This window comes from Brevibacillus sp. (assembly GCF_003521185.1).
GTDB lineage: Bacteria > Bacillota > Bacilli > Brevibacillales > Brevibacillaceae > Brevibacillus > Brevibacillus parabrevis.
The window spans coordinates 162767-174954 of the sequence record NZ_DOTK01000045.1 but is presented as its reverse complement, the minus strand read 5'-3'; the positions used below and the strand labels follow the sequence as shown (position 1 = coordinate 174954).

Here is a 12188-nt window from a genome sequence, read left to right as displayed (position 1 = left end):
AGCCTCCTTGGTTTATGTATTGCCCATGATTACAGTCTCCATCGCGTCAGCGACATCCTCGCAATGATCCATGATGTCCTCCAGTACCTCGTAAATCTCCTTGAACTGCATAATGTGAATCGGATCGCTCGACGCTTTGAACAGCCGGCGAATACTTTCCCGCTCAAGCTCATCCCCGGTACTTTCCAAATCGTTGATCCGAATAATGTACTCCTTCATGCCTGGCAGCTTTTGCTTTTGCAACAGCTCGATGGCGAGCAAAATTTGCTGGGTAGAATCCTCGATCAGCTGGCCGAACCGCACCATTGTTTCATCCGGCTCCATGATGTCGTACATGTAAAGGCGAGCCGCACACCCTTCCAGACCGTCCAGCACATCGTCCAGCTTGATCGCCAGGTTCATCACGTCTTCACGCTCGATTGCCGTGATGAACGTCTTGTTGATGCGCACAATGATTTCGTGGATCAGCTTGTCGCCCTTTGACTCGAACACTTTCATTTCCTCGGCAAAGCTTTTTAAGGTGTCCAGCGAATTGATTTTATATTGGTTGAAATACACAGCGGAATCATGCACGTTTTTGGCGATTTCGTACAAGTCGTCCAAAAGGGCATCCGATTTGGTAAAAAGCATAAAAAGACCTCCACATCGTAAGTCGACTAGACATAGTGTGAGTGGAGGCGGGTTTCGTTATTCACTTTTCGCAAATCTAGAGCGAAAGGAGCTGGCTTGCCATGTAAACGGCGACACCCCACATGATCAGCGCCGAAACGATGTTCAATGTGCGCAGCAAGCTGCCGGAGCGATCCAGCTTGCCCGTGATTCTGCCTGCCAGCGCCAAGCCGAAAAACCAGAGGCAGGAGACGAGAATGCAGGCGAGCGTAAAGCCCCACTTTTCCGTGCCTGCATAGCTGAGCGAGCTGGTCCCGATTACCCCGATCGTATCGAGGATCGCATGCGGATTGAGCAGCGACACCGAAGCGGCAAACATCATTTGCTTTTTCGCGGAAAAGCTTTCCTTCTCTCTGTTTTCCGGATCGGGACGGCTGCGCCAGGTCAAGTAGCCCATGTACAGCAAAAAGCAGACGCCGATTATGTACAAGACCGTTTTCAGCCAGGTCACAGTCAACACGATCAAGGATACGCCGAGAACAGCGAGCAAAATCAGGATGGCATCGCATACGGCAGCCGTAACAATGACAGGTGCGGCTCGCCACAACGTAGGCTGCGAAGCTCCTTGATTGAATACAAACACGTTTTGCGCTCCAAGCGGCAAAATCAGCCCAAAGGCGAGCACAAAACCGTGCAAAATGGCTTCGGCCACGATTTCTTCCTCCTTTTTCCCATAAGCACATGAGTGATTGCGTTACCGACATTATGGCGGAGGAAGGGCGGAATGTCTCCAGCCAATTGGTTTGCTCGCATCCCAACCAATTTGTACAATGGACGTAAGAGGAGGAGAGAACGGATGCTGACGATTGACTGGAAGCCGGACAAAGCGGGAGACATGCCTGTGTATGCCCAGATTGTCGCCTATATAAAAGGGAAGATTGCCGGGGGCGAATGGCCGATCAACAGCAAGCTGCCTGCGCAGCGCGCTTTGGCCGCAGCTTTCGGAGTGAACCGCAGCACGGTTGTGACCGCCTTGGAGGAGCTGAAAGCGGAAGGACTGATTGAAGCGACGGTCGGCAGCGGTTCGGTCGTCTGCAATAACTCGTGGTCGCTCTTGGCCACTACGCCGCCTCCTGATTGGCTCGGGTACGTGCAGTCGGGCACGCATTTGCCCAATTTGCCGACGATTCAAGACATTAATCGCTACGAGCCAGATCCGCGCTACATCCGGATGGGAACGGGAGAGCTGTCGCCACGGTTGATTCCGACAGCGGAGATGGAGGATGTTCTCGCTGATTTGCGGGGAAAAATGACGCAGCTTGGCTACCCGGAACCAAAAGGGCTGCTTCCGTTGCGCGAAGCCATCAGCGCGCAGTTGCTCAAGCAAGGAATCGCAGCCTCGCCAGCATCGATTTTGGTTGTATCGGGAGCCTTGCAAGCGTTGCAGCTGATTTCTCTCGGCATTTTGCACAAAGGCTCGACGATTTTGCTTGAGCAGCCATCCTACTTGTTTTCGCTGCCGCTGTTTCAGTCTTCGGGAATGAGACTGGCAGGTGTTCCGATGGATGAACAAGGAATATCGCCACAAGCCCTCACACGGCAAAAGCAGCTCCACAACGGGGCGCTGTTGTATACGATTCCCGCCTTTCACAATCCGACCAGCATTTTGATGAGCGAACAGCGCAGACGCCAGATCATGGCGACATGCGAAAAAGCGCAATTGCCGATTTTGGAAGACGATGTGTACGGGGAGCTATGGCTGGACGCGCCGGGACCTGCTCCGCTGAAAGCGAGTGATCGAAGCGGGCTGGTGCTTTACATGGGCAGCTTGTCCAAGACGCTAAGTCCTGGCTTGCGTATCGGCTGGATTGTCGGGCCGCAGCCGGTCATCGAACGGCTGGCTGATGTGAAAATGCAGATTGATTACGGCTCCAGCGCCCTCTCGCAATGGGCCGCAACCGAGTGGCTGACGTCAGGACGCTACGAGCGTCATCTGAGGCACATTCGCCAGTCCTTGCGTGTGCGAAGAGATCGCATGTGCGAGCTGCTTGCCCGCTGGTTTGGCGATTTGGCCGACTGGCATGTTCCCCAAGGAGGATTTTACGTCTGGCTCCGCTTGCGCCAGGCTGTGTCGATGCGCAAGCTGTTTACCCAAGCTTTGGCGGAAGGCATTTTGCTCAATCCTGGCTATGTGTACGACCAGACGGACAGCCAGCATTTGCGCTTGTCTTATGCGTATGCAGATGAGGCAGAAATGGAGCGGGCGCTACACACTGTCGCCAAGCTATTGAGGGCAAGCGAGTGAAAAGCGATCAATGAAAATGAATTGCGCCAGATTGTCAGCGCAAAACAGCCACGACCCGCAAAACAGAACGGGCCGTGGCTGTCCAAGACGGATGCTGCGTGAGCAGGCTTAATGATAAGGGAACTGGGTGGAATACCCGGAGAACTGCTGGTACGCTTGCTCCAGCTTTTGCTGTTCTGCCGCTTCGAGCTTGTACCAGCCTTTTTGGAACATCAAGTTGTACGCTTCCCGCGCTGATTGGTGCGTTTCATCCAGCATCTGCATCATATCGGCGTGCAGCTGTTGGTGGCTCGCTTCACGAACAGCGACGTTCAAGCCGTCGGTCACGTATTTGCATGTTGCCAGGCAGTCGTTGATAAAGTCGCGGTCGTTCATTTGCGGACCTTTGACTTGTGGCAGCTGACCGGATTGCGGATTGGCGATCTGATTTTGGTTTGGCATCGTCATTTTCCCTCCCTTACTGCATTTGTTGCTGCTGTTGTTGGGATTGCGTCTGCGGCAAGGTAGCCATGATCGCTGTGTTGTTGTTCTGGAGATGGGAGAGCAGCTTCTGGTAATGCTGTTGGTGCATGCGTCCGGTTTTCTCCAGACATTGTTTTACATCCGGGTCAGTCGCTTGCTGGGCAAAGAAATGTAGCTTCTTAAAGGCAAGCAGCTCCCAGGAGAGCGCGTCCTTTATATAGCTCAAGTCTTTTGTCGAGATGACTTTGGGCGGCTCGGGAATCGGCGCTTGCGTAAAAGGCAGGGAAGACATGATGGATGGCATCTGATTGCTCCTTTCATGTTGAGATACATGTATAGGATGGACAACTCCGAAGCAAGTAACCCTGCCTGTTTCCGGCAAAAAATAAAGAACCGATCAGCGCAGGATCGGTTCCATATATTACGAATGAGACAGCTCCAGCGAGGCGACCTGGATGTCGATGCTGGCAGGAGCGATGTTCAGGCAAAAGCTTGCTTCTTTGTGCAAATCCTCCTGAATGTCGCGGACGAGCTTGGTTATATCCGTCAAATAAGGCAGCTTGAGCGCCAATGTAATTTGAAGCCGCGGCAAATCTTCAAACGAGAACAGCACTTTGACGACCTGGCTGACTTCCTCGTAGCGGCTGCATGTAGCCTGAGCGATTTTGCGCAAAACTTGCGGGTGAATGACGATCCGTCCGCCGGAAAAAGGCGGATGCACGACGGTCGATTCTCCGATGACCTCTTTTTTCGAACTGAATATTTGGGTGGCGGAGGAGATCAGCCGTTGCAAAAAGTCTTTTTCCACTTCGACGCGCGGAATCGGAATGACGTGTCTGCCCATCGTTTCCCGTACATAGCGGGCAGCCTCGATTTCCTGCGGCGGTTTGATCGATTCGATGGGAATGTATTCGATGGAAGCGGGCAAATGCAGCGCCTCTACAATCCGGGTGATCATGCGCTGGGACGTGCCGAGAATCAGCAGCCGTCCCGGTTGATGCTGTTCGAGACTGCGCCGCACTTCCTCGGCGTGCTCCTCGTAATGAAAAATCGCCCGTTTGACAGCCTGGATTTTCGTCTTTTCGTATTTGGCGGAGGTTCCGGCCACCTTGCGCCCCTGGTAGATCAGGATGCCATCGTCAATAATGGCGTCGATGTTCATGCGATGGGCGAGTTCTAGTGCGCTGGAGCTTTTTCCTGTGCCACTGGTTCCGTACAGGGCGTAGATTTCCATGGAATCCCTCCTTCGACTGTTTTTTTCTATTATACAAGAAGCAGAAGAGGGACAAAAGCTCAGCGGTACTCGGCACCCATTTCTCTGGACCGTTCTGTCGCCCGCAAAATCGCGGCGGTGACGGCCTCCTGAAATTGATACGATTCCAACACGGCAAGCCCAGCCTGCGTCGTTCCTCCCGGACTGGTCACTTGCTTGCGCAGCAAGGCTGGCTCCGCTCTTGTTTCCAGCAGCATCGTAGCGGCTCCGATTACGGTTTGAAGCGTCAGTTGGCGGGCCATTTCCCGATCCAGTCCCGCTGTCGCACCTGCGCCCATCATGGCTTCGACCAGGTAGTAAATGTAGGCGGGACCGCTGCCGGACAGACCCGTGATAATATCCAGCTCTTCTTCCGCGACTTCGTACACGGTGCCAATCGCTTCGAACAGGCGCGTAGCGAGAGTAAGCTGTTCTGGCTGAACAAAAGCGTTGGCGCTCATCCCGGTTGCGGACAGCCCGACAGCAGAAGAAGTGTTGGGCATCGTGCGAATGATTGGGCAGTCAACGCCCAGCCATTCCCCGATCAAACTGGTGGAGACGCCAGCGACTACGGAAATGATCAATTGATGGGGAGACACCTTTCCGCGAAGCTCCATCAGCGCTTCCCCCGCATCTTTTGGCTTGATTGCCAAAATCAAAATATCGGATGTGCGGGCTACATCGAATTTGTCCGTCGAGGTGCTTACGCCGTAGGCAGTAGCCAGCTCCTCCAGCCGTTCGAGGTTGTTCCGGTTTGTCACCGTCATTCGCTCAGCCTGAATCAAGCCTTTTTTCAAAATTCCCGAGAGCATCGCTTCGACGATGGAGCCGGCTCCGAGAAAGCCGATTCGTCCGTTTGTGATGGCGGTTGCTTGGTTGCTCATAGCTGTTATCCTCCTTTTGGACTAGCGGATTTGTCCCGTGCCGCGCACGACGTATTTGTAAGAGGTGAGAGCAGGCAGTCCCATCGGCCCGCGAGCGTGCAATTTTTGCGTACTGATGCCGATCTCGGCCCCGAAGCCAAATTCGCCGCCATCGGTGAAGCGGGTAGACGCATTGTGATAGACGGCAGTAGCATCGACGGAAGCCAAAAAGTGCCGGGCTGCCTCCAAGTCCTCCGTCACGATTGCTTCGGAATGCCCTGTGGTATGTGTGGCGATGTGCTCAATCGCTTCTGCCAGACTGTCCACCGTGCGGACAGCCAGGACGAGATCGGAGTATTCCGTATCCCAGTCAGTCGGCTCAGCGCTGACCAACAAGTCGGCGAGATCGTGGTGAACTGCTCGCGTCTTTTCGCAGACGCGCAACTCGACCCCGGCTGCCAGCAGCTTCTGCAAAAGGGAGCGCTGGGAATCGTGCGCCCAGCTTGCATGGATCAACAGCGTTTCCGCAGCGTTGCAAACGGCAGGCCGGCTTGTTTTGGCGTTGACCGCGATTGCTTCCGCCATGTCGTAGCGGGCGGCTTGATCCACGTAGATGTGACAATTGCCCACCCCTGTCTCCAACACAGGCACGCTTGCCAGCTTTAGCACCCGCTGAATCAACCCGGCGCCGCCGCGAGGAATGATGACGTCCACGAGTCCGTTGGCGGTGCATAAAACGTCGACAGATTCATGTTCGGCAAAAGGCAAATATTGGACAGCTTCTTGCGGAAGGCCAGCGACCGCCAGCGCTTCGCGAATCGAGCGGACGAGCGCCAGATTGCTGTGAACCGCGCTGTGGCTGCCGCGCAGGACGATGGCATTCCCGGTTTTGAGCGCGATCGCTGCCGCATCTACCGTGACATTCGGCCGGGCTTCGTACACCATGCCGATGACGCCAAGCGGAACGCGAACTTGCTCGATGACAAGACCGTTGGGCCGGGTCCATGAGTCGATTTGCTGCCCGACGGGATCGTCAAGAGCCGCCAGCGAAGTCAGGCTGTCTGCCAAATCTGTCATCCGCGCAGGCGTCAGACGCAAGCGATCGAGATAGGAAGCGGGTTGCCCGTCAGCTTCCGCCTTGGCGATATCTTGTTCGTTGGCTGCCAAAATGATCTTAGTGTCTGCCAGCAGCTTTTTCCCGATTTCCGTGAGAGCTTTGTCTTTTTCCGCTCGGCCAAGCAGAGCCATCTGCCGCGAAGCCTGCTTTGCCAGTGAGAGTTGTGCCAGCACGTTTTCCTTCAAGCTTTTCATTTTCTCCCCAACTCCTTGTTCTTTGTCTCTTTGTCTATAAAAAGGCGCTAAAAAACGCTTACCGTGTCGGTGTCCATTCATCGCGATGTATGACTGTGCCGCTGCGTCGCGTCAAGTTGGAAGGAGAAAGAGAAGCGAGCAACTGGTCAGCGCCATATCTGCTGACGCCCCGTCCGATCAGGGAACCGTCGCAATACACTTCAATGACTTCGCCTTCCGCGAACTTCCCTGAGACTTCGCGTACCCCCGCCAGAAGCAGGCTGCGGCTTTTCTCTAAAATCGCTTCTGCCGCTCCGCTGTCGACCGTGATCGTGCCGCGAACAGGGGAGTGCAGCGCAATCCATTGTTTGCGGGTGGAAACGCCGGAGGAGGAAGGAGCTTCCGGGTGATAGCCGACATAAGTGCCATCGCCGTTGCCTGCCAGCGCTTGCACGAGATCTGCTGGTTGCGCCAATTTTCCGATAAAGCTTGGAATCCCCAGACCTTGCGCCGTTCGCGCTGCAATCAGTTTGGAGCGCATCCCGCCAGTACCTAGCTGCGACGCCCCTTTTGCCAGTGCCTCGATTTCGTCCGTGACTTCTGCAAGCGAGCTGATCCGCTGGGCGTCAGGATGATGGCGAGGGTCTTTGTCATACAGTCCGTTCGTATCGGTGAGAATCATGTACAAATCGGCGTGTACCAAGCCTGCGACCAGTGCGCCGAGCATGTCGTTGTCGCCAAAGGTCAGCTCTGCGACCGATACGGTGTCGTTTTCGTTGATGATCGGCAAAATGTTTTTGTCGAGCAAAAGCGACAGCGTCTGAAAAGCGTGCTGATACCGCTCCCGGTGCGAGAAGTCTCCCCGCGTCAGCAAAATTTGCGCCACGCTGAAGTGGTGGGCAGCGAACATTTGCGTGTACGTTTGCATCAACAAACTTTGGCCGATGGCTGCGGCAGCCTGCTTTGCTGCCAACGAGCGGGGGCGCTGCTGATAGCCGAGACTTTGATAACCGCTTGCGACTGCTCCCGAAGAAACGAGTACAACCTGATGCCCGGCCGCGCGGAGCTTGCTGATGGCTGCGACGAGCAGCGACATTTTCGCGGGATCAACTCCACCGCCCACAGCGGCAATCGAGCTGCTGCCCACTTTGACAACGAGACGCAATTTTCCCTTCTTCATGCTTTAACCTCCTAGCTAGGACAATAAAAAAAGCCCAATCGTCTCTTTGATTAAGGACGAAAGGGCATGTTTAGCCTTACGCGGTACCACCTTATTTGACGTTTGCGGACAGGGAAGTCCAGTCGCAAACATCCGGCTCTCTTTCTTTGATAACAGGTGAAAGAAACCTGTCCAGGTCTTCCCTGGATGCTCTGGGGTGGGTTCGAACCGATTCATGGGCGAAACCTCTCAGCCGCTGGATTTCGCTCTCTGGACCTGAAGGGCGGTTTTACTGTTCCCCGTCATTGCCGATCACTATGCGCTTATTAATTCACTATTATTCTGTAGGCCCACAAGAAATGTCAAGAGGGTTATTGAAATTGTTCGCTGCCATATGCTCCCGACCTGGCCTTGATCTCGAAGCGCTTCGTCTTCTGATCGCGGACGAGACGGTAGCGCAGCGTGCGGTCGGAGGCAAAAGACGAATCGGTTGCGTCCTGCACCGTGACATCCAACTCGCCGTTGCTTTTGGCTACTGTCGTATTGCGCACGGAGATGAGAACTGGATAGTCCACGCGCGGAATGGCGACAAATACTTTGTCCTTGATCAGCTTGGTAGTCAGCTTGTCGTACATGGACAGAGCAAGCGGCATGCTCCAATAACGACCGAAGTAGCCGACGATTTTGTCTTTGCTCTCAAATTGCTTCGGCAGCTCCCGGAAGACCAGCCCATCTTCGTAGACGGTTTTGCCTTTCGCGTTGTCGAGCGCCGCGAAATACACTTCTTCCAGTACATGCTCTGCGCGGTTCAAAAACAGCACAACGTCCATTTTGTTGTCGCCGAGCTTCTGAATAGCGGACAGCTTCACAGGCTTGTTTTGGGCTTTCGTCTTGCTTTTGCTCTCCTCTTGGGCGGGCATCGTGCAGCCGACAGAGAACAGAGGCAAGGAAAGAGAAAGAAAAATCACCCAGTTTTTCCAGTTGTTTTTCATGGCGCACCTCTTTTGAAAAAACGGTAGTTTCCTGTTAGCGTGTGTGGGAAAAGAGATCAATAACCAAGAGAAAAGCTGCCAGTTGCCAAAGAATGAGGTTTGCGCGGAAAAAGGAAACAGGATAGGGGTTGTCTGACACACGGATTATGTCTATCATGAAGAGAGTTGTGCAGATCGAACAATTGAGGTGGAAAATAAATGTTTGGATTTGGAAAAAAGGCAAAAAAACCGGACGGTATTGATATTTTGATCATCAAAACGGTCGATGCCAAAAACCGTAATTTTTACCAGGTAGCTTTTCCGAGCGTAGTAGCAAATGATGTACTGTCTATGCTGCAAAAACTGGAAAAATCGAAAATTAACCAGCAAGAGTTTTTGGGGGAAATCGGCGGATTCCGGATCGTTACCCATCTGGAAGCGCTGACCAGCTATGACGTGCTCGACGATGCTGACATGGAAGCACATCCTATTCAAATTCCTGACTTCGCCAATATGCTGCTGCGCCGTCTGGAAGCGTTGGATGAGAGCGGAGCGATGGGAGAATCCGAGGATTTGGCTTTTATCATGGGCGAGTTGACTATGCTGCGCGACGGCAGCTTTGTGCCGCAAAACTAAAACGAAAAAACGTAAGGTATCTGCTGGCTCGTGCCGGGCAGAATACATCAGGGGCCGTGGGAGAAACCGACGGCTCTTTTGCGTATTCGCAACTTTTGGGCAAGACCGTTCGTATACATAAGGTGGAAGCTGCTGGAAACAGGCTGGGAAAGAGCGCGGGCTAGGAGGGACAAACATGATTGAACTGGTGAATGTGACAAAAAGCTACAACGGTGCGACAAAAGCAGTCGACCAGTTGACGCTGACCGTGCCAAAAGGCGAGATATTCGGGTTTCTAGGCCCAAACGGCGCCGGAAAAACAACGACGATCAAGATGGTGACAGGAGTGATTCGCCCCGACCAGGGCGAGATCACGATTAACGGAAAAAATATTGGCACGACCCCGCTTGAAGCCAAACAGCAGTTTGGCTATGTGCCCGATAGTCCCGATCAGTTTTTGCGGCTCAAGGGGCTGGAGTACGTCAACTTCATGGCCGATATGTACCAGGTGCCAAAAGAAGTGCGGGGGCAGAGAATCATGGAGCTGGCCAGAAGATTCGACATGACGAGCGCACTGGGCGATTCCATTCAGAGCTATTCGCACGGCATGCGGCAAAAGATCATGATCATGGGCGTGCTCGTGCACAATCCGGAAGTGTGGATTCTCGATGAACCGCTCACAGGACTTGATCCGAAATCGTCGTTTACGTTGAAAGAAATGATGCGGGAGCATGCAGACAGTGGACGGACCGTGTTTTTCTCCACCCACGTGCTTGAGGTGGCCGAAAAGCTGTGTGATCGGGTCGCGATCATCAACAAGGGGAAAATTTTGTTTTGCGGCACCTTTAAAGAGATGCAGCAGCATTTTCAGTCGGACGTGTCGCTGGAAAGCTTGTTCCTGGAGTTGACCAAGCATGAATAAAGTAGTGGGTTTGACAAAAGTGCTGCTCAAAAATGCAGGAGGGACGAAGCAAAAAGCCAGCGCCTGGAAGACGGTCCTGATTATGATTGCGATTGCCATGGGAATGATCCCGATGATTCTCGGGGCTGTCGTCTTTCTTTCCGCGCTATATGACGGGCTGGAACTGATCGGGCAGCAGGCCGCATTGCTCGGACTCGGGGTGACAGTGGCTTCCCTGGCGATTTTTATGTTCGGAATTTTGTACGTTCTGAGCGTTTTTTACTACTCGCAGGATGTGGAGCAGCTATTGCCTTTGCCTCTGTCGCCTGGGCACATTCTCAGTGCCAAATTCCTGGTTGCACTGGTCTATGAGTATCTTACGGCACTGGTCTTGCTGGGGCCGCTTCTGATAACATACGGAGTGAAGAGCGGAGGGGGCTTTTTTTACTATTTGTTTGCCCTGTTCATTTTTTTGTTGGTGCCGATCTTGCCGCTCGTGATGGCGGCTCTCGTCGTCATGCTGTTCATGCGCTTCACAAACGTAGGCAAAAGCAAGGAACGCTTCCGCTTGATCAGCGGTTTGCTGGCGATTGGTGTCGCGCTCGGCTTCCAGATGTTTGTGCAGCGTCAGGTCAGCAGCAAGGCGGACAGCATTGAACAGTTGCAACAGATGATCGTCAGCCAGGAAAACGGACTGCTGAACATGATTACCCAGTTCTTTCCGGCAAGCAAGCTGGCAGCCCTCGCCCTGCAAAACAGCGGAACGTTGCTCTCCTGGGGCTTTCTCGCCAGTTTCCTGCTGGTGGCACTGGCGAGCTTCGGCGTGTTTCTGGTGATTGGAAACCGTTTTTACTTTGCCGGGGTAATGGGAATCAGCGAAGCGGTGGCCAAGCGAAAAATGGTCGGTGCGGCCGCTTTTCAAAAGCTGATCCGTGAGCGCTCCAGGCTTGCGTCTTACTTTTTAAAAGAATGGAAAATACTTTGGCGAACGCCCGCGTTTTTGCTGAATTGTACGTTATCCAGCATCCTCGTTCCGCTCCTTGTTTTGCTGCCGCTTTTGGCACGCGAGGATAGCGAAAAGCTGATTGCGCATTTGCAGAGCCTCATGCAAGGCGAGCAGGCAGGCGGGATCGGCCTGGCGATCGTGTTCGGGGCGTTTTTGATACTGGGCAGCATGAATAGTACATCGGTAACAGCCATCTCCAGAGATGGGCAAGGGTTTTTTTACAATAAAACATTGCCGATCGGGCCTGGGCAGCTGATATTGGCAAAAGTGCTGCCGGGATTGCTCCTCAGTGGCATCAGTGTTCTTGTGCTGCTGGCCGAAGCTGCCTGGCTGCTGGCGCTGCCTGGCGAGTTCCTCTTGTTCGCTGCCTTGTGCGTGATTCCGTCCGTGCTGTTCATCAACCTGGCAGGCATCGCGATTGATCTGCTTCATCCCAAGCTTGGATGGGGTTCAGAACAGGAAGCAGTAAAGCAAAACATGAATACGTTGCTGCTGTTTATGATCGGCTTGGTGGCGGGAGGGTTGGTCGTTGTGGCTAACTTCCTGATCGGGGCTTCGCTTTGGGTCACGGCTTTGGGACTTTTTGTGCTTTTTGTACTCCTCGATTTTTTGATTTACAGACTGCTTGTTGCCAAAGGACCAGGATGGCTGGAAAAGATCGAAGAGTGAGGATACGCTAGGATGCTTGCAAAAGCCGTTCTCCCCTTGATGGAGCGCGGCTTTTTTTGCTTATGACGTTTTACCGAGCACATTTT

The 12188-nt window shown here is 53.6% G+C and carries 13 protein-coding genes; 4 read left to right on the top strand and 9 right to left on the bottom strand.

Annotation, left to right across the window (positions count from 1 at the left end):
• Positions 1-12: 12 nt before the first annotated feature.
• On the bottom strand, positions 13-630 hold the full coding sequence (locus tag DEP07_RS14135; protein ID WP_122964399.1) for a DUF47 domain-containing protein: 618 nt from the start codon (positions 628-630) through the stop codon (positions 13-15).
• 76 nt (positions 631-706) lie between these two features.
• Positions 707-1321, bottom strand: a complete 615-nt coding sequence (locus DEP07_RS14130; RefSeq protein ID WP_122964400.1) for a LysE/ArgO family amino acid transporter — start codon at positions 1319-1321, stop codon at positions 707-709.
• 144 nt (positions 1322-1465) lie between these two features.
• Here DEP07_RS14130 and DEP07_RS14125 point away from each other — a divergent pair, with 144 nt between their 5' ends.
• Positions 1466-2914 carry an aminotransferase-like domain-containing protein gene (locus tag DEP07_RS14125; protein WP_242774425.1) on the top strand — a complete coding sequence of 483 codons (1449 nt, stop codon included), beginning with the start codon at positions 1466-1468 and terminating at the stop codon, positions 2912-2914.
• A gap of 108 nt (positions 2915-3022) precedes the next feature.
• Here DEP07_RS14125 and DEP07_RS14120 read toward each other — a convergent pair whose 3' ends face one another.
• The 7 genes from DEP07_RS14120 to DEP07_RS14090 all read right to left on the bottom strand — a co-directional run bounded on the left by DEP07_RS14120 (position 3023) and on the right by DEP07_RS14090 (position 8932).
• Positions 3023-3355: a spore coat protein gene (locus tag DEP07_RS14120; RefSeq protein WP_122964733.1), complete on the bottom strand. Its 333-nt coding sequence runs from the start codon at positions 3353-3355 to the stop codon at positions 3023-3025.
• 16 nt (positions 3356-3371) lie between these two features.
• Positions 3372-3680 carry a ferritin-like domain-containing protein gene (locus DEP07_RS14115; RefSeq protein WP_122964402.1) on the bottom strand — a complete coding sequence of 103 codons (309 nt, stop codon included), beginning with the start codon at positions 3678-3680 and terminating at the stop codon, positions 3372-3374.
• Between the two features lie 117 nt (positions 3681-3797).
• Entirely contained in the window at positions 3798-4610 is an 813-nt protein-coding gene (locus DEP07_RS14110) for a hypothetical protein (protein ID WP_122964403.1), read from the bottom strand.
• 59 nt (positions 4611-4669) lie between these two features.
• Positions 4670-5512 carry a pyrroline-5-carboxylate reductase gene (proC, locus tag DEP07_RS14105; protein WP_122964404.1) on the bottom strand — a complete coding sequence of 281 codons (843 nt, stop codon included), beginning with the start codon at positions 5510-5512 and terminating at the stop codon, positions 4670-4672.
• 21 nt (positions 5513-5533) lie between these two features.
• A complete protein-coding gene (locus tag DEP07_RS14100; protein WP_122964405.1) occupies positions 5534-6802 on the bottom strand; it encodes a glutamate-5-semialdehyde dehydrogenase in 1269 nt (422 codons plus the stop codon).
• Between the two features lie 58 nt (positions 6803-6860).
• The gene (gene proB, locus DEP07_RS14095; RefSeq protein ID WP_173596702.1) at positions 6861-7961 is read right to left on the bottom strand and encodes a glutamate 5-kinase; all 1101 of its coding nucleotides are present in this window, start codon (positions 7959-7961) and stop codon (positions 6861-6863) included.
• Between the two features lie 350 nt (positions 7962-8311).
• Positions 8312-8932, bottom strand: a complete 621-nt coding sequence (locus DEP07_RS14090; protein ID WP_287102629.1) for a hypothetical protein — start codon at positions 8930-8932, stop codon at positions 8312-8314.
• A gap of 198 nt (positions 8933-9130) precedes the next feature.
• Here DEP07_RS14090 and DEP07_RS14085 point away from each other — a divergent pair, with 198 nt between their 5' ends.
• The 3 genes from DEP07_RS14085 to DEP07_RS14075 all read left to right on the top strand — a co-directional run bounded on the left by DEP07_RS14085 (position 9131) and on the right by DEP07_RS14075 (position 12102).
• Positions 9131-9547 carry a hypothetical protein gene (locus tag DEP07_RS14085; protein ID WP_122964408.1) on the top strand — a complete coding sequence of 139 codons (417 nt, stop codon included), beginning with the start codon at positions 9131-9133 and terminating at the stop codon, positions 9545-9547.
• A 175-nt stretch (positions 9548-9722) separates the two neighbouring features.
• Positions 9723-10448, top strand: a complete 726-nt coding sequence (locus DEP07_RS14080) for an ABC transporter ATP-binding protein (protein WP_122964409.1) — start codon at positions 9723-9725, stop codon at positions 10446-10448.
• Positions 10441-12102, top strand: coding sequence for a putative ABC transporter permease subunit (locus DEP07_RS14075; RefSeq protein WP_122964410.1), 1662 nt, complete (start codon positions 10441-10443; stop codon positions 12100-12102). Before DEP07_RS14080 ends, DEP07_RS14075 begins: the two co-directional genes overlap by 8 nt.
• The last annotated feature ends 86 nt before the right edge of the window (positions 12103-12188 follow it).

Excerpts from the sequence above, each read along its gene's own strand:
- DEP07_RS14120 (WP_122964733.1), bottom strand. The coding sequence starts at position 3,355 with ATGCCAAACCAAAATCAGATCGCCAATCCGCAATCCGGTCAGCTGCCA.
- DEP07_RS14075 (WP_122964410.1), top strand. The coding sequence starts at position 10,441 with ATGAATAAAGTAGTGGGTTTGACAAAAGTGCTGCTCAAAAATGCAGGA.
- proB (WP_173596702.1), bottom strand. The coding sequence starts at position 7,961 with ATGAAGAAGGGAAAATTGCGTCTCGTTGTCAAAGTGGGCAGCAGCTCG.
- DEP07_RS14080 (WP_122964409.1), top strand. The coding sequence starts at position 9,723 with ATGATTGAACTGGTGAATGTGACAAAAAGCTACAACGGTGCGACAAAA.
- proC (WP_122964404.1), bottom strand. The coding sequence starts at position 5,512 with ATGAGCAACCAAGCAACCGCCATCACAAACGGACGAATCGGCTTTCTC.
- DEP07_RS14100 (WP_122964405.1), bottom strand. The coding sequence starts at position 6,802 with ATGAAAAGCTTGAAGGAAAACGTGCTGGCACAACTCTCACTGGCAAAG.
- DEP07_RS14110 (WP_122964403.1), bottom strand. The coding sequence starts at position 4,610 with ATGGAAATCTACGCCCTGTACGGAACCAGTGGCACAGGAAAAAGCTCC.
- DEP07_RS14135 (WP_122964399.1), bottom strand. The coding sequence starts at position 630 with ATGCTTTTTACCAAATCGGATGCCCTTTTGGACGACTTGTACGAAATC.
- DEP07_RS14115 (WP_122964402.1), bottom strand. The coding sequence starts at position 3,680 with ATGCCATCCATCATGTCTTCCCTGCCTTTTACGCAAGCGCCGATTCCC.
- DEP07_RS14085 (WP_122964408.1), top strand. The coding sequence starts at position 9,131 with ATGTTTGGATTTGGAAAAAAGGCAAAAAAACCGGACGGTATTGATATT.
- DEP07_RS14090 (WP_287102629.1), bottom strand. The coding sequence starts at position 8,932 with ATGAAAAACAACTGGAAAAACTGGGTGATTTTTCTTTCTCTTTCCTTG.
- DEP07_RS14125 (WP_242774425.1), top strand. The coding sequence starts at position 1,466 with ATGCTGACGATTGACTGGAAGCCGGACAAAGCGGGAGACATGCCTGTG.